We start from the raw sequence: 20070 nt of genomic DNA on the forward strand, positions 1-20070 counted from the left end.
CTCAGCAATCGTTGGTTACATCTTTGATTTCTCGCGGAGTAACTTGTGATGCTGATAATCTTGTTGACTATCAGTCTGACTGCACAAGCACCCACACGAATTGCTTGATTCAGTTGTTAAAGAGCGGTTGGTTAAGATCTTTCATCTCAACCGAGCGGCGCATTCTACAGCAGCCTCTGTTGCTGTCAAGTGGTTATTTTCAGAAGTTTTCAAAGAATCCTTTGCAACTTCAACCACTTGCGCTTTCGATCTCTCGTCAGCGGGAGGCGGATTCTACAGCGTTACACACTGCTGTCAACACCTCTTTTTCAACTTCCTTTCGACTTCGATGACCTGAAGCAACTTGCCGCCGAAAACTGCGTAACTCTTTGTTTACCAAGGAGTTTTCCGTTTCGACTGCGCCGGAAGTGGGGCGAATTATAGACTTCCAGAATCTGCCGTCAAGGGTTAATTACGCTTTTGTTGCAGAAGGTGTTTTTCGAGCCTTGAAACGAGGGATTCGACGGACTACAGGTGGCAAGCGAAGCATTAACAGCAGACCACCTATAGATGCATAAACAGCCCACTCCTTCAGATCAGCGCGAACGATCCACAGCATATGCAGCAATCCAAGCCCGAGAATCACATAGACCAGCCGATGCAGTTTCTTCCAGCGAGCCCCCAAACGTCGCTGACTATAGCGATTGGATGTCACCGCCAACGCCAACAAACAGAGAAACCCCAACGTGCCGACAATAATGTACGGGCGCTTTTGCAGCTCAACACCCAACTGCGACCAATCAAAGCCAAGGATAAACGCCGTATAACCGCTCAGATGCAGAACCACATAAGCGAAACACCACAACCCTAACTGCCGCCGGACAGCAATCCACCCCGCCCAACCGGTGATTTTCTGCAAAGGCGTCATGCTTAACGTAATCAGCAACAGTACAAGCGTGCCCAGCCCCAACCGGTCAACCAGCACCTTGCCAGGATCAGGCCCCAGCACATCCCCCAAGGCTTGGTACAACCAGAGCAGCGGCCACACTGCAGCCGCTATAAAGACACCCATACGCCAGAACGGATATCGCATCAGTAGTTCTTCCTCAGATCGAGCCCTGCATATAAAGAAGCGACTTCATCCGAGTAGCCGTTGAACATCTGCGTGTCACGCACGTTGGGCTTGAACAGCCCGCTCGGCAAACGTCGCTCCCGGGCCTGGGTCCAGCGCGGATGATCAACTGTCGGATTCACGTTTGCGTAAAAACCATACTCATTGGCCGCAATACTCTGCCAAGTGGTTTTCGGTTGCTCGCTGACCAGGCTGATACGCACGATGGATTTGACGCTCTTGAACCCATACTTCCACGGCACGACCAACCGCAATGGCGCGCCATTCTGATTAGGCAGCTCACGCCCATACATCCCGACCGCCAGAATCGCCAATGGATTCATCGCTTCATCCAGGCGCAGCCCTTCGACATAAGGCCAGTCGATCAGGGCGAATCCAGAGCGCTGCCCCGGCATACTCTTGGGATCCTGCAAGGTTTCAAAACGAATGTATTTGGCCCTGGAGGTCGGCTCGACCTGATTGAGCAATGCCGAGATGGGAAAACCAATCCAGGGAATTACCATCGACCAGGCTTCTACGCAGCGCAGACGATAGATGCGCTCCTCCAACTGATACGGCTTCATGAAGTCTTCCAGCGCATATCGACCGGGCTTACCCACTTCACCGTCCACCACCACACTCCACGGCTCGGTTTTCAGAGCGCCAGCGTTGGCGGCCGGATCACCTTTATCGGTGCCGAACTCATAGAAGTTGTTGTAGTGGGTGGCATCCTTGAATGGTGTGATCGCCTCGTCCTTGACGTTGACCGCCCCCCATTTGGTAGAAGGAAGCTTCTCGGCAAACCAGAAAGGCGCCTTGCCAGGCTCAACATTCGCATAACGCGCGACATCACCGGCACTGGCCCAACGCGGCAGACTGCTCACGGCCAAACCGGCAACAGCGGCACCGAGAACGTTACGACGAGAGAGGTAGAGGGATTCGGGCGTGACGTCCGACTCATGGCAGTCAGACGGCTTGGGGAACTTGAATAACATGGCAACTCCGCAGCATTGGAGGACAGATGCACCAATAGACTGCGGAGTATGGGGGAAATTACATCACTCGACGTTTTTGTGACGACGAAGGTGCAACAGGTACTGCACCGGACCGGACGCGGCGTAAACGAGGAATACCAGCAGCAAAATGCGTGGCGGATCACTGAAGACCACCGCAAACACCAGCACCACCGCCAGAATCGCCACGAAAGGTACGCGCCCTTTCAAGTCCAGCTCCTTGAAGCTGTTGTACTTGATATTGCTGACCATCAGCATGCCAGCCGCCGCCACCATCAGCGCCACCAGGAACGACATCTTGGAGCCCTGGATGCCGTAGTCACTGAAGGCCCAGACGATCCCGGCAACCACACCGGCAGCCGCCGGGCTGGCCAGGCCAATGAAGTAACGCTTGTCCGCCGTACCGACCTGGGTATTGAAGCGCGCCAGACGCAACGCCGCCCCCGCGACATAGATGAAGGCAACCATCCAGCCGACCTTGCCCATATCGCCCAACGCCCAGCCGAATGCCAACAGGGCCGGCGCGACACCAAAGGCCACCATGTCCGACAGTGAGTCGTACTCGGCACCGAACGCGCTTTGCGTATTGGTCATGCGTGCAACCCGGCCATCGAGGCCGTCCAGCACCATGGCGACAAAGATGGCGATTGCCGCGAAAGCAAAGTACTTGCTGGCGCCGGCAGCATCACCGGCACTCAAGGCGCTCTGGGCGCTCATGGAGTTGATGATGGAATAGAAGCCCGCGAACAGGTTCGCAGTGGTGAACAGATTGGGCAGCAGATAGATGCCACGATGCCGGACTTTACGGCCCTCAGCATCATGCCCTTCTTCGACATGCTCATCGATCGGTAGCAGGCTATCGGCGTCAGAGGCCTTGTTTGGCTCTTCGGGACGTTCGCTCATGGACATTACCTTGCAACGGTGTGGAAAGTTTCGACAGGTGCCTGCGACAACGGTTCGTATCGCAAACGATGCAGCTTTATACCAGAACCAGCCATCCAAACGAAAAAACGCGGCCTAAGCCGCGTTTTTCGTACTCATTCGTGACTCAGTTTTTAGCTTTGTCGACGATCTTGTTGGCGCCGATCCACGGCATCATCGAACGCAGTTGCTCGCCGATGATCTCGATGCCGTGTGCAGCGTTGTTACGACGCTTGGCGGTCATCGAAGGATAGCCGGTAGCACCTTCGCTGATGAACATCTTGGCGTACTCGCCGTCCTGAATGCGTTTCAGGGCGTTGCGCATGGCCTGACGGGATTCGGCGTTGATGACTTCAGGGCCGGTCACGTACTCGCCGTACTCGGCGTTGTTGGAGATCGAGTAGTTCATGTTGGCGATACCGCCTTCGTACATGAGGTCAACGATCAGCTTCAGTTCGTGCAAGCATTCGAAGTAGGCCATTTCTGGCGCGTAGCCCGCTTCAACCAGGGTTTCGAAACCGGCCTTGACCAGCTCAACGGTACCGCCGCACAGAACGGCTTGTTCGCCGAACAGGTCGGTTTCAGTCTCGTCCTTGAAGGTGGTCTCGATGATGCCGGTACGACCGCCACCCACGCCAGCTGCGTAAGACAGTGCAACGTTCTTGGCGTTGCCCGAGGCGTCCTGGTAGATAGCGATCAGGTCAGGAATACCGCCGCCCTTCACGAACTCGGAACGCACGGTGTGGCCCGGGGCCTTCGGCGCGATCATGATCACGTCGAGGTCAGCGCGCGGCACAACCTGGTTGTAGTGGATCGCGAAGCCGTGGGAGAAGGCCAGGGTGGCGCCTTTCTTGATGTTCGGCTCGATTTCGTTCTTGTACAGGGAAGACTGGAACTCGTCCGGGGTCAGGATCATGACCAGGTCGGCGGCAGCAACAGCGGAAGCAACGTCGGTCACTTTCAGGCCGTGAGCTTCAGCCTTGGCAACAGTGGCCGAACCTTTACGCAGGCCAACGGTAACGTCAACGCCGGAGTCTTTCAGGTTGCACGCCTGGGCGTGGCCCTGGGAGCCGTAACCGATGATGGCAACTTTCTTGCCCTGGATGATCGACAGGTCGCAGTCTTTATCGTAGAAAACTTTCATGAATTTCCCCTTTATATCTGGCCGTTCAGGCCATGCGCGAATTGGGTTTAGATGCTGAGTACTTTGTCGCCGCGGGCAATCCCGGTGACGCCACTGCGTACGGTTTCCAGAATCGAGGCAGTGCCAATGGACTGGATGAAGCTGTCGAGCTTGTCGCTGGTACCGGTCAATTGAACGGTATACACGCTGGCACTGACATCGACGATCTGTCCACGGTAAATATCGGTGGTGCGTTTGATCTCGGCGCGCTGGGCGCCGGTGGCCTTGACCTTGACCAGCATCAGCTCACGCTCGATGTGAGCGCTTTCCGAGAGGTCGACCAGCTTGACCACTTCGATCAGCTTGTTCAGGTTCTTGGTGATCTGCTCGATGATTTCATCGTGGCCCACAGTGGTCAGCGTCAGGCGCGACAAGGTCGGGTCTTCGGTTGGGGCCACGGTCAGGCTTTCGATGTTGTAGTTGCGCTGCGAGAACAGGCCGACTACGCGAGACAAAGCGCCGGGTTCGTTTTCCAGAAGCAAGGAAATAATGTGCCGCATGATTAAGTACGCTCCGTCTTGCTCAGCCACATATCGCGCATGGAGCCGTCTTTGATCTGCATCGGGTAGACGTGCTCGCTGGTATCGACCGAAATGTCGAGTACCACCAGGCGATCCTTCATGGCGAACGCTTCCTCCATCTTCGACTTCAAATCTTTCGAATCGGTGATGCGCACTCCAACATGCCCATAAGCCTCGGCCAGCTTGACGAAGTCAGGCAGCGACTCCATGTACGAGTGCGAATGACGGCTGCCGTAACTCATGTCCTGCCACTGGCGAACCATGCCCAGAACACCGTTGTTCAGGATGACGATCTTCACCGGCAAACCGTATTGCAGGCAGGTCGACAGTTCCTGAATGTTCATCTGGATACTGCCTTCGCCCGTTACGCAGGCAACGTCTGCATCCGGGAAGCTCAACTGGATGCCCATGGCCGCCGGGAAACCGAAGCCCATGGTGCCCAGGCCACCGGAGTTGATCCAGCGGTTAGGCTTGTTGAACTTGTAGTACTGCGCGGCGAACATCTGGTGCTGGCCCACGTCGGAGGTCACAAAGGCATCGCCCTTGGTCACTTCGCACAGGGTCTCGATCACCGTCTGCGGCTTGATCTTGCTGCCGTCACCCTTGTCATAAGGGAACAGGCCGCGGTCACCGCGCCACTCATCGACTTGTTTCCACCAGCTGGCAACGGATTCCTTGTTCGGGGTCTCGCCGATTTCCTTGAGGATCGCGACCATTTCGGTCAGGACACTTTCAACTGGACCAACGATCGGCACGTCGGCCTTGATGGTCTTGGAAATCGAAGCCGGGTCGATGTCGATGTGAATGATCTTGGCATTCGGGCAGAACTTGGCCGGGCCGTTGATCACGCGGTCATCGAAACGCGCACCGACTGCCAGGATCACGTCGGCGTGGTGCATGGCCAGGTTGGCGGTGTAGCTGCCGTGCATGCCGAGCATGCCGATGAACTGACGGTCGGTGCCAGGGTAGGCACCCAGGCCCATCAGGGTATTGGTCACGGGCAGGTTGAGCATTTGCGCAAGTTCGGTCAACGGCGCGGAGCCGCCACCGAGAATCACGCCGCCGCCCGCGTACAACACAGGACGCTTGGCCGCCAGGAGCATTTCTGCCGCCTTGCGGATTTGCCCGGAGTGCCCACGAACAGCCGGGCTGTAGGAGCGCAGCTTGGCTTTTTTCGGGAAGATGTATTCGAACTTCTCGGCCGGGTTGGTCATGTCTTTCGGGATATCGACAACGACAGGGCCAGGACGACCGGATTGCGCCAGGTAGAACGCTTTCTTCATGACTTCCGGGATTTCCGACGCGTGCTTGATCATGAAGCTGTGCTTCACGATCGGCCGGGAGATACCGATCATGTCGGTTTCCTGGAACGCATCGGTACCTACCATGGTGCTAGGCACCTGGCCGGAAATGATCACCATCGGAATGGAGTCCATGTAGGCCGTGGCAATACCGGTGATGGCGTTGGTTGCGCCCGGACCGGAGGTAACCAGTACCACACCGGCTTTACCGGTGGCACGGGCATAGCCGTCAGCCATATGGGTCGCAGCCTGTTCGTGACGAACCAGGATGTGAGTCACTTCCGGTTCTTTGAACAGGGCATCGTATACATGAAGGAGAGCACCACCCGGGTACCCGTAGATATATTTGACGCCTTCGTCACGCAAAAAGCGGACGAGCATCTCACCGCCAGATAAAAGCTCCACGTTGTTCACCTCTAAAACGCCAGAATACCGCCCACATAAGGGGACGGGTCTTAATAGGTTTACTTCCCAGCAGAGCATGAGCGACGGTGGTCGCCGACTACGTCAGCACTGACTGAGCAAGTATTGGGATCGTCCCAAGTGTTGCGGGGCTTTCCCACCCAGCGCGAGGTAACGCGTTGCGGGTGTAACAGGTCGGCGCGGATGTGCGCCTCATGATCTGCCGAGTGGGTCTGCTTCTGGCAGTCCCTCTACAGCGGACTTTGGATTCTTCTGTTTCGCCCTCTGCAAGTCAAGCCGTCAATGTGCTTAATTCGAACTAAGCGCATGAGAACGCAAGAAAAAACCTCTAAAGCCCGGGTCGGATAACTTCAATTGCGCATTTTTGGCAAGGAAATGGCATGCGAACGCACAGGCGCACGCCCGCAGAGTGGATTTTCTTGAGGAATATGAAGGAACTGCCAGCGAGCGCTGGCAGTGATCGCGTCAGCGAGAAGCGCTGATGAGCTGGTCGAATTCCTTGAGCAGGACCTGCAACTGCCGGTCCTTGCCCTGGAGACTGCGAGCGCCGAAGACCATCTCGGCCATCTCCTGAATACCCGAGGCATTGGGTAATGGCAGATCCTGCTCCAGGATCGCCTTCATGCGTGGCAGGAAGATCCATTGCAGCCACTGCTCAAATTCCAGGGTATCGACCGAGAAAGGCTCGACGCTGGACAGCGCGGCGGCGCTAGGCGGGACATCGTCCCACCAGCCTTGAAGCCGTAACTCACGCTCGATCAGCAACAATTGGTCGGCGATTTTCGAAAAACGGACATCCATCAGAGCGCAACCTTGGCTTTCTGGCGAGCCTGAGCAGCACCGGCGGCATCACCCTGCTTCTCGCGGGCCTCAGCGATCAACGCCCACAGGCTGGCTTGCAGGTCAGGACGACCATTGGCAAGGGTCAGGCCACGACGGGCGAACTGCTCGGCTTGCGCGGCATCGCCCTGGGCCATACGCACCTGCGCCAGGCGATAAAGCACCTGCGGCTCGCGCGGGGCAACCCGCTGGGCACGCTCAAGGCTGGAAGAGGCACCATTGAGGTCACCGCTGGCCTGTTGCTGCTGGGCAGTGGTCAGCAAGGCCAGCACCGGGCCGTCCAGTTGCTCATCGGCAGACAAGCCTCCGACGCTGTTGCTCGCCGAAGGAATCCCGCTTGGCGAGGACGGCATGCTGTAGCTGCCCTGGTTGATCGGCCCACTATCGACCGGGCCCGGGGTAATCGGACCCGAGCTGGCCGGGCCAGGCGTGATCGGCTGAGTACTGATCGGCGTCGATGTCGTTGCGCCGCCACCCGGCACCATCACCACCACGCCAGTATCACCCTGGGGAATGGCCTGGGTCTGCGCTTGCGCCGGACGCGTCACGGTGCTTTTACGGAAGCCGCCATTGGCCGAGATACGCTCGCTGTTGGAAACGGTAGTACCCGAATCGACCACCGGAATCGAGCCACGCTGCACCGAGGAGCAACCGCTGAGCAAAGCCAGAGCGGTCACCGTCACCGCTGGAATAAACCACTTGTTCACTTGAATCCCTCTTTGCTTAATTCATCCATCCCTTGACCCAATCCATCACCGAATCAACCGCGGGGTCTACGCCACCACAGGTGGCGCCGGGAGGTGGTTCACTGCCACGAATATACGGCATCTGGACGGCGCCAGGGCAGCTGGAGTCCGAGCCCTGCCCGGTACGCGAGTCGACCCAGGCCTGAACGATGTTGTCTGGTTGTGGCATATCCAGCGGCAGCGGGTCGGCCTTGCGCATGAAACTGGTCCAGACCTGCAGCGCGCCAGTGGCACCGGTGAACGGCGTCTTGCCGTTGTCATCACGGCCCAGCCAGACCACCGCCAGCAGATCCTGGCTGAAACCTGCAAACCAACTGTCTCGCGAGTCGTTACTGGTGCCGGTCTTGCCCGCCAGGGTCAATGTCTTGGGCAGCACGTTGTAGACCGAGCTACCGGTACCTTCGCGCATCACCCGCTGCATGGCGCTCTGGATCAGGTAGATGGACGCCGGATCGAAGCGCTGCTGAATCTGGAACGGATAACGCTTGAGCGGTTCGCCTTCGGCGGTCAGCACGCTGCGAATCCCGCGCATCGGGGTATTGAAACCGCCGTTGGCCAGCGTCTGATACATGGTGGCCACTTCGATCGGACTCAGGCCGCCGGCCCCCAGCAGCATTGACGGAAACGCCGGGAACTCACGGGTCACACCCAGGCGTCCGAGGGTCTTCAGGACGTTCGGCACGCCAACTTCAAGCCCCAGGCGCGCTGTCGACAGGTTGTAGGAATGCGCCAGGCCCTGGTACAGGAACACCGTACCGTGGGAGCGACGATCATAGTTCTGCGGTTTCCAGACCTGACCATCGGCGCCCTTCACCGAAAAGGCCTCGTCGGACAGCCAACTGGTCAAGGTGTACTGACTCGGCTTCTCCAGCGCGGTCAGGTAGACCGCCGGCTTGATCAGCGAGCCGATCGGCCGCACCGCGTCCAACGCGCGGTTGAAACCGGCGAAACCCGCTTGGCGACTGCCGATCATGGCCTGGACTTCACCGGTTTCCGGGTTGGTCACCACCATCGCGGCTTCGACTTCATCCGAGCCCTTGCGACCGGCAAGGCGCTTGAAGGTATCGCTGACCGAAGCTTCGGCTTTCATCTGCAGGATCGGATCGAAACTGGTGAAAATCCGCAGCCCTTCTTCGGTCAAGTCTTCGTCGCGATAGTCTTCGCGCAACTGGCGCTTGACCAGGTCGAGGAAGCCGGGGAACGAGCTGTCCGCCAGACTGCCGCGCTTGGTCACGCCCAGCGGCATTTTCTTCGCCGCCGCGACCTGCTCGGCCGTGGCCACACCCTGCTGTTCCAGCAGGTCGAGCACCAGGTTACGGCGCTCCAGCGCACGCTCCGGATAACGGCGCGGATTGTAGTAGGAAGGCCCCTTGACCATGCCCACCAGCAACGCCACCTGATGCAGCTTCAGTTCGGCCAGTGGCTGGCTGAAGAAGAACTGGCTGGCCAGACCGAAACCGTGCACCGCGCGCTGGCCATCCTGACCGACGAACACTTCATTGAGGTAGGCCTCGAGAATTTCAGGCTTGTCGTAGTGCAACTCGAGCAGCAGCGCCATCATGGCTTCAGTCAGCTTGCGACTCAGGCTGCGCTCGTTGGTCAGGTAGAAGTTCTTGACCAGTTGCTGGGTCAAGGTACTGCCACCCTGACGCATCTGCCCGGCCGAGGTGTTGACCCAGACCGCCCGCATGATCGACTTGGGCGACACACCGAAGTGGCTATAGAAATCGCGATCCTCTACCGCCACCAGCGTCTCGAGCAGGTACGGCGGCACCTGATCGATCTTGATCAGGATGCGGTCTTCGAGATTTTTCGGATAAAGACCACCGATCAACAGTGGCTCGAGGCGCACCACCGACAGTTTGGCGCCGTTGGTCGCCGACAGCTCGGCGACATAGTCACCCGAGAAGCGCACACGCACCGGCTGGGCCTGTTCCATGCCTTCATAGAACTGGAAGCCACGGGTATTCAAATCGACGGTGTTGCCGCTGACCGCTGCCGCACCGGGACCATTGGCCACGCTTTCACGACGATAGCCAAGGGCATCGAGCTCAATGAGGAAATCTTCCTTGCTGAGCTTCTGTCCGACGAACAGCTCGAGCGGGCGCGCGTAAACCTTGGCCGGAATGGTCCAGCGCTTGCCGGAGAACTTCTCCTGAACCACGGCATCGAGATACACGGCGAACCCTGCGAGCACCACGAGGCCGACCAGGCTGAGCTTTAAAGCCCAGGCCAGCCAAGGGCGCGGACCATTGGAGGGACGTTTTTTAGCAGTACGGGGGGATCGGGTACGAGTCATGGCGGCGGATTATACGCACTTTATTCCTGATCAACATGAGCCCCGCGAGGTTTGCGTTGGCCCCACTTGCGGCCATAATGGCGGCCTTGAATTTCCCCAGACTCTGAAGGATCGCCCGTGAGCCAATCCCTGATAGCTGCCCTGCAAAACCCGGCCCTTTATCCGCATCCTGTGGATGGATTCCAGGTCATCGAGACGCACATCTCCTGGGTGCTGCTCACCGGCCCCTATGCCTATAAAGTGAAGAAACCGGTCAATTTCGGCTTTCTCGACTTCACCGCACTGGATGCACGCGAGCACTTCTGCGGCGAAGAGTTGCGCCTGAACCAGCGTTTGACCAGCGACCTGTACCTGGAAGTGCTGCCGATCACCGGGAGCATCGAGGCACCGCAACTGGGCGGCACCGGCCCGGTGCTCGATTACGCCCTGAAGATGCGCCAGTTCCCGCAGAGCCAGCTGCTCAGCACCCTGCAGGCCAACGGCGAACTGACCACTGCGCACATCGACCAGATGGCCAGCCAGATTGCCCGCTTCCACCTCAATGCACCGCGCGTACCGGCCGACCATGAAGCCGGCACCCCGGACAGCGTCATGGCCCCCGTGCGCCAGAACTTCGAGCAAATCCGCCCATTCCTCAGCGACAAGGCCGACCTGCTGCAACTCGAGGCCTTGCAAGCCTGGGCCGAGAGCAGCTTCGAACGCCTCAAGCCGCTGTTTGCCCAGCGCAAGGCCGAAGGTTTCATCCGCGAATGCCACGGTGACATCCACTTGGGCAATGCCACCGTGATTGATGGCAACGTGGTGATTTTCGATTGCATCGAATTCAACGAGCCCTTCCGTTTCACCGACGTTTATGCCGACACCGGGTTTCTGGCGATGGACCTGGAAGACCGCGGCCTGAAAAGCCTGGCGCGCCGCTTCATGAGCCAGTACCTGGAACTGACCGGCGACTACCAGGGTCTTGAACTGCTGAACTTCTACAAGGCTTACCGTGCACTGGTTCGCGCCAAGGTCAGCCTGTTCAGCATGCCCGCCGACGCCACCCCGGTGCAGCGCGCCACCACTCTGCGCCAGTACCGCAACTACGCCAACCTGGCAGAAAGCTACAGCACCATTCCGTCACGCTTCCTGGCCATCACCCACGGTGTTTCCGCCGTCGGCAAAAGCCGCGTCGCCATGCGCCTGGTCGAAGCCCTGGGCGCTATCCGCCTGCGCTCCGATGTCGAGCGCAAGCGCCTGTTCGGCGAACAGCAAGTGCCTAACGATCCGCAAGCCGGCATCTACAACACCGACGCCAGCGCAGCCACCTACGCCCGCCTGCACGAGATTGCCGATGTGATCCTGCGGGCCGGCTTCCCGGTCGTGCTCGACGCAACGTACCTCAAGCGCGAACAACGCGACGGCGCGGCGAAGATTGCCGAGGCCACCGGTGCCCCGTTCCTGATCCTCGATTGCAACGCACCTCAAGCGGTGATCGAGAGCTGGCTGGCCCAGCGTCAAGCAGACAAAAACGATCCATCCGACGCCAACCTGGCGGTCATCGCCGCGCAGCAAGCCAATCGTGAGGCCCTGACCCCCGCAGAAATCCTCTGCAGCAAACGGGTACAGACCAATGAAAGCGGCACCCTCGACACGGTAGTGGCGCAAATCCGCCAGCGCCTGCCGGGCCTGTAAGCACTATTTCATGCGCGAAGCCCTGACCGGCTTCGCGCTTGCAAGATAGTGGCACTATACTGGCGTCATAAAACCAACAGGTGACGCCCCATGAGCCAGCCAAGACTTCTCGACACCCCGCTGTACGCCCTGCTGCATAAAGACGACATCACAGGCTTTAATCGCGAAAGGCCGAAAACCGGCCCCATCGACATGGTGGGTGGCGACTTTCGCGGCCTCGACCTGCGCGAACTGAATGCCGAAGGTGTCGACTTCAGTGATGCGTACTTCCGTTCCGCCGACTTGCGCGGCATCGACTTTCGCCATGCCTCCCTGGAAGGCGCAAGCCTGGCCCATGCGCAAATCTCCGGTACTTACTTCCCGCCTGAACTCTCGGCCGACGAAATTCTGATGTCGATGAATTTCGGCACGCGTCTGCGCTACCGTACCCGTTAACGCGCGGGGTGTCCGCCTACGTCCGGTGTCCCAACCCGCGCCGGACCTGCGTGATCGCCTTACGACTCAACCCAGGCACTCTAAAGCCTTCTCCAGAGCCATCTGGCACATCGCCTTAGAAGCTTTTGCGTTCAAACCGACCAAAGAACCACGCTTTTCCTACTGACCGCTACACTCTTTTGAAGCTCGCCCCACGCACTCTTCGGCCGTCGCAAGGAGGCTTGATGAATGATGAACTGCAGCATCTGAAAAACCTTGGCAAGACGTCAGCCCAATGGCTGCATGCCGTAGGCATTCACAGCGCCTCGGATTTGCGCCGCCTGGGGGCGGTGGACGCTTACCGGGCGGTGCGCACCCGCGGTTTTCGCGCGTCGAAGGTGTTGCTGTATGCCATTGAGGGGGCACTGATGGACGTGCATTGGAATGACATCCCCGCCGAACGCAAGGACGCCCTCAACAAACAACTGGATGCCATATCGTCACGACACAAGAATTGAGCAACGTGTTGGCCCGGCAATCCGCATCTGACGATCAATCCAAACAAGCGTTTGGCAAAAGGCAAAAATAATCGAAAAACACTGGTTGACTTGGAAATGAGAATCGTTATGATTATCACATCTGGTCGCGAGACCAGCTGATCTTCTGAAAGGCCCTTGGTTCGGACTCTCAGATTATCTCCTCATCAGGCTAATCACGGTTATTTGACCCGGCTCTTGCCGGGTCTTTTTTTGCCTGCCCAACAGTGATTACCCCCCACGACCATCAGGCACCCTTTCTTTCAGCGAGCAATAATCAGCGGATGCCCGCGCTCCGGGTGCGACTGCACCAACACATCCAGCCCGAACACGGCCTTGAGCGGTTCGGGACGCAAGACCTGCTGCGGCGTATCCAGCGCATGGGGACGGCCATTTTCGAGCAGCAGAATGCGGTCGCAGTAGCGCGCAGCCAGATTCAGATCATGCAGTATCACCAACACTGCCGCGCCGTGATCGGCAAACTCGCGAATCGACTGCAAGGTGGTGTGCTGATGCAGCGGGTCGAGCATGGAGGTCGGCTCGTCGAGCAGCAGGGTCTGCCCCGCCTCGCCCGGCCAGAGCTGCGCCAGTACCCGCGCCAGGTGCACCCGCTGACGCTCGCCACCGGACAGCGCTGTGTAACTGCGCCCGGTCAGATGCCCGACATCGGCGGCCTGCAGCGCGGCGGCAATGATCTGCGCATCGCGTATCCGGCCTGTTTGATGAGGCAAGCGGCCCATGCCGACCACTTCCTCGACGCGAAAGGCAAAATCCAGGGTCGAGGACTGGGGCAGTACGGCCAGGCGCTGGGCCCGCAGCGCCCCCTGCCAATCACTCAGTTCGCGCTGATCAAGCCAGACCCGCCCCTGATCGGGGCGCAACTCACCGCACAAGGCGCCGAGCAGTGTACTTTTACCCGCACCGTTCGGCCCCAGCACACCGAGCACTTCACCCGCCCTGAGCTCAAGATCGATGTCCGTGAGCACGATTTTCCGGCCACGGCGGATCTGCAGATTCTCCACTCGCAGCATCAGGCGCGACCTCGCAGCAGCAAATAGAGAAAGAATGGCGCGCCGATGAACGCGGTCACGATACCGATCGGCAACTCGGCCGGAGCCAGTGCCAAGCGCGCCACCAGGTCGGCAAACAGCAACAGGCTCGCGCCGGCCAGCACCGAAGCCGGAAGCAGTACACGGTGATCGGGACCGGCCAGCAAGCGCACCAGATGCGGCACCACCAACCCGACAAAGCCGATCATTCCCGCCGCCGCCACCGCGGCGCCCACACCCAGCGCGGTACAAAACACCAGTTCGCGCTTGAGCCGCTCGACATTGATCCCCAGATGGCCGGCCTCGGACTCGCCGAGCAACAGCGCATTCAACGCCGCCGCCCGGCGTGGCAACCAGAGCGCCACCGCCACGCTCACCAGTAGCAACGGCCACAACCGCGCATAGCTGGCGCCATTGAGACTGCCCAGGTTCCAGAACGTCAGCGTGCGCAAGGTCGCATCGTCCGCCAGATAGGTGAACAAGCCCACCGCCGAGCCGGCCAGTGCGGTCAGCGCGATACCCGCCAGCAACATGGTCGCCACATTGGTCTGCCCGTTACGCCGGCCGAGGCGATACACCAGTGCCGTCACCCCGAGGCCACCAAGAAACGCAGACAATGACAGCACGTAAGGACCGATCACCTCGGGCAGACCGCCAGACAGCGAGCCGCCAACAATCGCGATCGCCGCACCCAGGGCGGCACCACTGGAGACGCCCACCAGCCCCGGGTCCGCCAGCGGATTGCGGAACAGCCCCTGCATCGCCACGCCGGACAAGGCCAACACACCGCCCACCGCGAGACCCAGCAAGGTGCGCGGCAGGCGAATCTGCCCAAGAATCAGTTCGGCCTGCTCCAGGCCTTCAGCCGCCACCGGCAGGCCGATCAGGCGCATCGCCGCGCGCAAGGTATCGAGCAACGGCAAACTGACCGGCCCCAGCGCCAATGACAGCCAAATGGCGAATACACACAGCAGGCTCAGGCCAATGAACAGCGAACGTGGTTTAACCAGAGTGGTCATTGGGCCGTGGTTGCCTTGGAGGACTCAGCGGGATAGAACCCGGCCGACAGCGTGGCCAGGCTTTGCGGCAAGCGCGGCCCCAGACCGCCTACCAACAGGGTCGGATCCAGCTCCAGGACGCGCCCGGCCTTGGCCGCCGGCGTTGAGGCCAGTATCGGGTTTTCCTTGAACAGCGCCGCTCGGGCGGTGTCGCCAGTCAGTGCGCGATCGGAGAACACCAGCACATCCGGAGTCAGACCGGCCAGCGATTCGACGGAAAACGGCTTGTAGCCTGTATGGGTGGCCAGGTTACGCCCACCCGCCTGCTGCAACAGCCAATCGGCCGCCGTGTCTTTACCGGCGATCAACGGCTTGCCACCCGCATGCCCCAGCAGCAGCACCCCCGGTGCCTTCTGTTTGGCCTGCGCCGCCGCGACCCAGGCCCGCTGCTGCACGATTTGCTGTTGATAACCCTGGAACACCGTCGTGGCCCGGGCTTCGCTGCCGAGCAACCGGCCCAGGTGCTGCAAGTTGCGTTCAAGGGTGGCCAGGTCCGGTTGTGCCGAAAACAACTCGACCTGCACCCCGGCACTGCGAATCTGCGACAACACGGGCGGCGGGCCCATTTCTTCGGTGCCGATCAAAATCTGCGGACGCAGGCTCAGAATGCCCTCGGCCGACAACTGGCGCTGATAGCCGATACTCGGCAAGGTCTTGAGCGATTCAGGGTGCTGGCTGGTAGTGTCGACGCCGACCAGCCTGGACTCACTGCCCAGTGCGCTCACCCATTCCGACAACGCGCCCCCGGCACTGACCCAGCGTTGCGGCAACTCGACCGCTGTGACCCCATGGTTGACCAAAAGTCCGACACAGAGCGCAATGGCGCGGGTACTCAGGCGCATAACAGGGTTTCCTTTGCACAGTTTTCCCGCAGAATCGAGGCATGTTCAGCAACGCGCTCACCACGGGCGGAACCGGCATTTGATAATTGTTACCATTTGCACGTCAAGCACTGACACATTTGCTAATGTGTACTCGCCCACAGCATAGCCGCCAGAGGCCCGCGCCTTCGGCACAAGAGGACAGTCATGAAGTTTCTTTGCACCAGCACCGAGCTGGTCGATGCCAGCAGCCGCGGGTTCGAGATTGATGGCCAGCGGCTGTTTGCCGTGCGCCGCGAAGGTCGGGTCTATGTCTACGAGAACCGCTGCCCCCATCGCGGAGTCGCACTGGAATGGCACCCCGACCAGTTTCTCGACCCGAGCGCCAGCCTGATCCAGTGCGCCACACATGGCGCGCTGTTCCTGATCGAAAGCGGCGAATGCGTGGCTGGCCCTTGCGCCGGCCAGTCACTCAACGCCCTGGCATGCCGGGAAGATACTCAGGGCATCTGGGTGCAGTCTTAAGCGCCGAGCAGCACCTCCAGCCGGCGTTCGACGCGGACTTCTTCAGCGCTCAAACTCACGCCATACGCCAACACCTCGACGCCGGCCGCCTTCGCTTCACGCAGGGCGGCCGCATACCCCGGGTCGATTTCCTCGGCGGGACGCACCGCGTCGATCCCCGTCAGGTTCACGCAATACAGTTGCACCGCGCGAATGCCGTCCCGCGCCAGGCACGCCAATTCGCGCAAGTGCTTGGCTCCTCGCTGGGTCACGGCATCCGGAAACGCCGCGACCGCTGAACCGTCGAAGCCCAGGGTCACGCTTTTGACTTCGACGAAGGCCTGCCCTTGCGGGTAGTCGAGACGAAAATCGATGCGACTGTTCTCCTGGCCGTAGGGCACTTCACGCTTGAGGGCGGTAAAGCCGTCGAGCTCGGTGATCACACCCGCCTTCAGCGCCTCCTCGACCAAGGCATTGGCCCGCGCCGTATTGACACAGGCCAGTCGCCCTTGCGGGGTTTCGCTGATTTCCCAGGTGCCGGGCAATTTACGTTTCGGATCGTTGGAGCGACTGAACCAGACCTCCCCGCCCTCGACCATGCAGTTGAACATCGACCCGGTGTTCGGACAGTGAATCGTGATCATCTCGCCGCCAACGGTTTCGATATCGGCGAGAAAACGCTTGTAACGTCGAATCAGCCGGCCTTTTTCCAGGGGAGGATCGAAGCGCATCAGCCTTGCCAGCTCCGCAGGCCACGGGCAATCCGCTCCACCGCTTCCTGCAGACGCGGCAGGCTTTGGGTGTAGGCGAAACGAACGTGATGACCGGCCTGGTGCCGGCCGAAATCCAGGCCCGGCGTGAACGCGATGTGCTCGGTTTCCAGAAAGTGCCGACAGAAGGCAAACGCATCACCGCCAAAGGCACTGATATCGGCATACAGATAGAACGCGCCTTCCGGTTCCACCGCGATACCGAAGCCCAGCTCACGCAAGGCCGGCAGCAGGAAATCGCGCCGACGCCCGAATTCCGCCCGCCGCTCTTCGAGAATGCTCAAGGTCGCAGGCTCGAAACAGGCCAGGGCCGCATGCTGGGCCATGCTCGGCGCACTGATGTAGAGGTTTTGTGCAAGCTTTTCCAGCTCGCTGATGGCGGCTTGCGGGGCCACCAGCCAACCGAGGCGCCAGCCGGTCATGCCGAAATACTTGGAGAAACTGTTGAGCACAAAGGCACTGTCATCGACTTCCAGCACGCTGACGGCATCGGTGCCGTACGTCAGGCCGTGATAGATCTCATCCACCACCAGATGACCGTTGCGCCCCTTGATCGCAGTGGACAACCCGGCCAGTTCGTCGCGGGTCAGAATCGTGCCGGTCGGGTTGGCGGGCGAGGCCACCAGGGCCCCGACACTGTCGTGGTCCCAGTAACGCTCAACCAGGTCCGGGGTCAGCTGATAACGCACGTCCGGCCCCACGGGAACAAGCTGCGCCGCGCCTTCGACCAGGCGTAGAAAATGACGGTTGCACGGGTAACCCGGATCGGCCAGCAACCAGTGCTTGCCCGGATCCACCAGCAAGGCGCTGGCCAGCAGCAACGCGCCAGAGCCTCCCGGGGTGATCATGATGCGCTGCGGGTCGATGTCCAGCCCGTAACGTTGCTGATAGAAGCCGGAAATGGCCTCGCGCAGCTCGGGAATGCCCCGCGCCGCGGTGTAACGGGTTTTCCCCGCCGTCAGTGCCGCCTGGCCGGCCTTGATGATCGGCTCGGCCGTGGTGAAGTCCGGTTCGCCGATTTCCAGGTGAATGACGTCATGGCCGGCCGCTTGCAACTCATTGGCGCGCGCCAGCAATGCCATGACGTGGAAAGGTTCGATAGCGCGGCTGCGCGCACTGTAGGGCTGGGCCATTAGCCTTCCTTCAACGGGGGTAAAAACCTGATTCTACCCAAGCGCGGGAACAAGCGAGAACCTAATACGGTCACAAAGCCCGGGCTCACTGGCAAGTGAGTGCCTGCACAAGTGTCAGGATTGACTAAAATCAATAATTGATCAGGTCTCCAGAGCCGCCAGACAAGGCTTTGCAACCATTTGCAAACCTTACGGACCGTGGCCTCGGCATCAGGGAGTAGCGCGGTCTGATTTGATCTGGTAAGTTCGCCCGCTTGCAGCCGCAGGGCCGGCAGGTGTCGGTGATGGAGCAATCCTGCGCAATGGATTACAAGAGTAGAGGCGGTCCATTTCATGCCCACCCAAGCAAAGCAGCAGCCAAACCAGTCGATCAGCGGCTTCGAACCCTACAAAGAAGTAAAGGGTGAGGAATACATGGGCAAGCCCATGCGCGATCACTTCACCAAGATCCTGAACAAGTGGAAACAGGACTTGATGCAGGAAGTCGACCGCACTGTTGATCACATGAAAGACGAAGCGGCCAACTTCCCCGACCCGGCCGACCGTGCCAGCCAGGAAGAAGAATTCAGCCTCGAACTGCGCGCCCGCGACCGTGAGCGCAAGTTGATCAAGAAGATCGACAAGACCCTGCAACTGATCGAAGACGAAGAGTACGGTTGGTGCGAGTCGTGCGGCGTCGAGATCGGCATTCGTCGTCTTGAAGCCCGCCCTACCGCCGACATGTGCGTCGATTGCAAGACCCTTGCAGAAATCAAGGAAAAACAAGTCGGCAAATAAGCGTCGATTTGACTCAAGAACGGAGCGTGCGAACGCTCCGTTTTTTGTTTCTGACGGTTTTGCTCCCTCAATGATCAACACGCCCATGACCGCTATCAAGACACCCGCCTACATCGGGCGCTTCGCCCCCACCCCCAGCGGGCACCTGCATTTTGGTTCGCTGGTCGCGGCACTGGCGTCCTACCTCGACGCACGCGCCGCCGGCGGCCGCTGGCTGCTGCGCATGGAAGACCTCGACCCACCCCGGGAAGAACCCGGTGCCCAGACCGCGATCCTCAAGGCCCTGGAAAGCTACGGCTTTGAATGGGACGGCGAGATGGTCCGCCAGAGCGAACGCCACGACGCCTACCTGCAGGTCGTGAACCAACTGTTCAACCACGGCCTGGCCTACGCCTGCACCTGCTCGCGCAAACAACTGGCGCCCTACCACGGGATTTACCCGGGGCTGTGCCGCAACGCCGGCCACGCCCGCGAAGACGCGGCGATCCGCCTGCGGGTTCCAGAGCTTGAGTATCACTTCACCGACCGGGTGCAAGGCGAGTACCGCCAGCACCTGGGCCGCGACGTCGGCGATTTCGTGATTCGCCGCCGCGACGGGCTGTACGCCTATCAACTGGCGGTGGTACTGGACGATGCCTGGCAAGGCGTCACCGACATCGTGCGCGGCGCCGACCTGCTCGACTCCACCCCGCGCCAGCTGTACCTGCAGGAACTGCTGGGCCTGGCGCAACCGCGTTACCTGCACCTGCCATTGATTACCCAGCCGGACGGTAACAAACTCGGCAAATCCTACCGTTCGCCGCCGCTGACCGAAGACCAGGCCACCCCGCTGTTGTTGCGCGCCCTGCGCGCATTGGGACAACAGCCGGACCCGGCACTCGATAGCGCAACGCCCGCCGAGGTGCTCAAGTGGGGAGTCAGGCACTGGGATGCGCTGCTGATTCCCCGCACACTGACACTGCCCGAAGCGCAATTACGCTGACTAAGCTTGCAGGTT

General features: G+C 60.1%; 20 protein-coding genes and 1 pseudogene. 7 read left to right on the forward strand and 14 right to left on the reverse strand.

Annotated elements, in window-relative coordinates:
- A pseudogene (locus tag CKW29_RS25855) lies at window positions 1-332 on the forward strand (hypothetical protein); the annotation flags it as partial.
- Window positions 333-451: 119 nt separating this feature from the next.
- On the opposite strand, the gene msrQ reads toward CKW29_RS25855, so the two are convergent.
- From msrQ to mrcB, 9 genes are all read right to left on the reverse strand, one after another.
- Complete coding sequence (msrQ, locus tag CKW29_RS17635) at window positions 452-1072, reverse strand: protein-methionine-sulfoxide reductase heme-binding subunit MsrQ (protein WP_095145529.1); 621 nt, start codon at window positions 1070-1072, stop codon at window positions 452-454.
- Window positions 1072-2085: a protein-methionine-sulfoxide reductase catalytic subunit MsrP gene (gene msrP / locus CKW29_RS17640; protein ID WP_095145528.1), complete on the reverse strand. Its 1014-nt coding sequence runs from the start codon at window positions 2083-2085 to the stop codon at window positions 1072-1074. Before msrP ends, msrQ begins: the two co-directional genes overlap by 1 nt.
- A gap of 63 nt (window positions 2086-2148) precedes the next feature.
- Window positions 2149-3006: a CDP-diacylglycerol--serine O-phosphatidyltransferase gene (gene pssA, locus CKW29_RS17645; RefSeq protein ID WP_095080871.1), complete on the reverse strand. Its 858-nt coding sequence runs from the start codon at window positions 3004-3006 to the stop codon at window positions 2149-2151.
- A 145-nt stretch (window positions 3007-3151) separates the two neighbouring features.
- Window positions 3152-4168: a ketol-acid reductoisomerase gene (ilvC, locus tag CKW29_RS17650; protein ID WP_003228216.1), complete on the reverse strand. Its 1017-nt coding sequence runs from the start codon at window positions 4166-4168 to the stop codon at window positions 3152-3154.
- 47 nt (window positions 4169-4215) lie between these two features.
- Window positions 4216-4707 carry an acetolactate synthase small subunit gene (gene ilvN, locus CKW29_RS17655; protein WP_003205610.1) on the reverse strand — a complete coding sequence of 164 codons (492 nt, stop codon included), beginning with the start codon at window positions 4705-4707 and terminating at the stop codon, window positions 4216-4218.
- 2 nt (window positions 4708-4709) lie between these two features.
- Window positions 4710-6434 (reverse strand): acetolactate synthase 3 large subunit, encoded by a 1725-nt coding sequence (locus CKW29_RS17660; protein WP_095145535.1) that lies wholly within the window; start codon window positions 6432-6434, stop codon window positions 4710-4712.
- Window positions 6435-6917: 483 nt separating this feature from the next.
- Complete coding sequence (locus CKW29_RS17665) at window positions 6918-7253, reverse strand: YqcC family protein (RefSeq protein WP_095145527.1); 336 nt, start codon at window positions 7251-7253, stop codon at window positions 6918-6920.
- Window positions 7253-7999 carry a M48 family metallopeptidase gene (locus CKW29_RS17670; protein ID WP_095145526.1) on the reverse strand — a complete coding sequence of 249 codons (747 nt, stop codon included), beginning with the start codon at window positions 7997-7999 and terminating at the stop codon, window positions 7253-7255. The genes CKW29_RS17665 and CKW29_RS17670 overlap by 1 nt, the downstream gene beginning before the upstream one ends.
- A 16-nt stretch (window positions 8000-8015) precedes the next feature.
- On the reverse strand, window positions 8016-10337 hold the full coding sequence (gene mrcB / locus CKW29_RS17675) for a penicillin-binding protein 1B (RefSeq protein WP_095145525.1): 2322 nt from the start codon (window positions 10335-10337) through the stop codon (window positions 8016-8018).
- Window positions 10338-10454: 117 nt separating this feature from the next.
- Here mrcB and CKW29_RS17680 point away from each other — a divergent pair, with 117 nt between their 5' ends.
- The 3 genes from CKW29_RS17680 (at window position 10455) to CKW29_RS17690 (ending at window position 12943) form a co-directional block, all read left to right on the forward strand.
- Window positions 10455-12011 carry a bifunctional aminoglycoside phosphotransferase/ATP-binding protein gene (locus CKW29_RS17680; protein ID WP_095148898.1) on the forward strand — a complete coding sequence of 519 codons (1557 nt, stop codon included), beginning with the start codon at window positions 10455-10457 and terminating at the stop codon, window positions 12009-12011.
- 90 nt (window positions 12012-12101) lie between these two features.
- Window positions 12102-12446, forward strand: coding sequence for a pentapeptide repeat-containing protein (locus CKW29_RS17685; RefSeq protein ID WP_095080862.1), 345 nt, complete (start codon window positions 12102-12104; stop codon window positions 12444-12446).
- Window positions 12447-12670: 224 nt separating this feature from the next.
- Window positions 12671-12943, forward strand: a complete 273-nt coding sequence (locus CKW29_RS17690) for a TfoX/Sxy family protein (protein WP_064392505.1) — start codon at window positions 12671-12673, stop codon at window positions 12941-12943.
- 281 nt (window positions 12944-13224) lie between these two features.
- Here the strand turns inward: CKW29_RS17690 and CKW29_RS17695 are convergent, their stop codons facing one another.
- The 3 genes from CKW29_RS17695 to CKW29_RS17705 are packed head-to-tail and all read right to left on the reverse strand — an operon-like array spanning window position 13225 to window position 15910.
- A complete protein-coding gene (locus tag CKW29_RS17695; RefSeq protein ID WP_095148899.1) occupies window positions 13225-13992 on the reverse strand; it encodes a heme ABC transporter ATP-binding protein in 768 nt (255 codons plus the stop codon).
- Window positions 13992-15029 carry an iron ABC transporter permease gene (locus CKW29_RS17700; RefSeq protein WP_095148900.1) on the reverse strand — a complete coding sequence of 346 codons (1038 nt, stop codon included), beginning with the start codon at window positions 15027-15029 and terminating at the stop codon, window positions 13992-13994. The genes CKW29_RS17695 and CKW29_RS17700 overlap by 1 nt, the downstream gene beginning before the upstream one ends.
- Window positions 15026-15910 carry a hemin ABC transporter substrate-binding protein gene (locus CKW29_RS17705; protein WP_095148901.1) on the reverse strand — a complete coding sequence of 295 codons (885 nt, stop codon included), beginning with the start codon at window positions 15908-15910 and terminating at the stop codon, window positions 15026-15028. The genes CKW29_RS17700 and CKW29_RS17705 overlap by 4 nt, the downstream gene beginning before the upstream one ends.
- A gap of 186 nt (window positions 15911-16096) precedes the next feature.
- On the opposite strand from CKW29_RS17705, the gene CKW29_RS17710 reads away from it, so the two are divergent.
- Window positions 16097-16414 carry a Rieske (2Fe-2S) protein gene (locus CKW29_RS17710; RefSeq protein WP_095148902.1) on the forward strand — a complete coding sequence of 106 codons (318 nt, stop codon included), beginning with the start codon at window positions 16097-16099 and terminating at the stop codon, window positions 16412-16414.
- Here the strand turns inward: CKW29_RS17710 and sfsA are convergent.
- Together sfsA and CKW29_RS17720 are read right to left on the reverse strand one after the other, a co-directional pair.
- Window positions 16411-17124 (reverse strand): DNA/RNA nuclease SfsA, encoded by a 714-nt coding sequence (gene sfsA, locus CKW29_RS17715; RefSeq protein ID WP_095148903.1) that lies wholly within the window; start codon window positions 17122-17124, stop codon window positions 16411-16413. The two genes, CKW29_RS17710 and sfsA, sit on opposite strands and share 4 nt — an antisense overlap.
- Window positions 17124-18296, reverse strand: a complete 1173-nt coding sequence (locus CKW29_RS17720; protein WP_095145518.1) for a pyridoxal phosphate-dependent aminotransferase — start codon at window positions 18294-18296, stop codon at window positions 17124-17126. Before CKW29_RS17720 ends, sfsA begins: the two co-directional genes overlap by 1 nt.
- 333 nt (window positions 18297-18629) lie before the next feature.
- On the opposite strand from CKW29_RS17720, the gene dksA reads away from it, so the two are divergent.
- Entirely contained in the window at window positions 18630-19073 is a 444-nt protein-coding gene (gene dksA / locus CKW29_RS17725) for an RNA polymerase-binding protein DksA (protein ID WP_095111029.1), read from the forward strand.
- A gap of 85 nt (window positions 19074-19158) precedes the next feature.
- Window positions 19159-20055, forward strand: coding sequence for a tRNA glutamyl-Q(34) synthetase GluQRS (gene gluQRS / locus CKW29_RS17730; RefSeq protein WP_095145517.1), 897 nt, complete (start codon window positions 19159-19161; stop codon window positions 20053-20055).
- Window positions 20056-20070 lie beyond the last annotated feature (15 nt).

The organism is Pseudomonas sp. Irchel s3a18 (genome assembly GCF_900187535.1).
In the GTDB taxonomy this organism is placed as follows: domain Bacteria; phylum Pseudomonadota; class Gammaproteobacteria; order Pseudomonadales; family Pseudomonadaceae; genus Aquipseudomonas.

Coding starts and splice junctions, on each gene's coding strand:
- msrQ (WP_095145529.1), bottom strand. CDS start 1,072: ATGCGATATCCGTTCTGGCGTATGGGTGTCTTTATAGCGGCTGCAGTG.
- msrP (WP_095145528.1), bottom strand. CDS start 2,085: ATGTTATTCAAGTTCCCCAAGCCGTCTGACTGCCATGAGTCGGACGTC.
- pssA (WP_095080871.1), bottom strand. CDS start 3,006: ATGAGCGAACGTCCCGAAGAGCCAAACAAGGCCTCTGACGCCGATAGC.
- ilvC (WP_003228216.1), bottom strand. CDS start 4,168: ATGAAAGTTTTCTACGATAAAGACTGCGACCTGTCGATCATCCAGGGC.
- ilvN (WP_003205610.1), bottom strand. CDS start 4,707: ATGCGGCACATTATTTCCTTGCTTCTGGAAAACGAACCCGGCGCTTTG.
- CKW29_RS17665 (WP_095145527.1), bottom strand. CDS start 7,253: ATGGATGTCCGTTTTTCGAAAATCGCCGACCAATTGTTGCTGATCGAG.
- mrcB (WP_095145525.1), bottom strand. CDS start 10,337: ATGACTCGTACCCGATCCCCCCGTACTGCTAAAAAACGTCCCTCCAAT.
- CKW29_RS17685 (WP_095080862.1), top strand. CDS start 12,102: ATGAGCCAGCCAAGACTTCTCGACACCCCGCTGTACGCCCTGCTGCAT.
- CKW29_RS17690 (WP_064392505.1), top strand. CDS start 12,671: ATGAATGATGAACTGCAGCATCTGAAAAACCTTGGCAAGACGTCAGCC.
- CKW29_RS17695 (WP_095148899.1), bottom strand. CDS start 13,992: ATGCTGCGAGTGGAGAATCTGCAGATCCGCCGTGGCCGGAAAATCGTG.
- CKW29_RS17700 (WP_095148900.1), bottom strand. CDS start 15,029: ATGACCACTCTGGTTAAACCACGTTCGCTGTTCATTGGCCTGAGCCTG.
- CKW29_RS17705 (WP_095148901.1), bottom strand. CDS start 15,910: ATGCGCCTGAGTACCCGCGCCATTGCGCTCTGTGTCGGACTTTTGGTC.
- CKW29_RS17710 (WP_095148902.1), top strand. CDS start 16,097: ATGAAGTTTCTTTGCACCAGCACCGAGCTGGTCGATGCCAGCAGCCGC.
- sfsA (WP_095148903.1), bottom strand. CDS start 17,124: ATGCGCTTCGATCCTCCCCTGGAAAAAGGCCGGCTGATTCGACGTTAC.
- CKW29_RS17720 (WP_095145518.1), bottom strand. CDS start 18,296: ATGGCCCAGCCCTACAGTGCGCGCAGCCGCGCTATCGAACCTTTCCAC.
- dksA (WP_095111029.1), top strand. CDS start 18,630: ATGCCCACCCAAGCAAAGCAGCAGCCAAACCAGTCGATCAGCGGCTTC.
- gluQRS (WP_095145517.1), top strand. CDS start 19,159: ATGACCGCTATCAAGACACCCGCCTACATCGGGCGCTTCGCCCCCACC.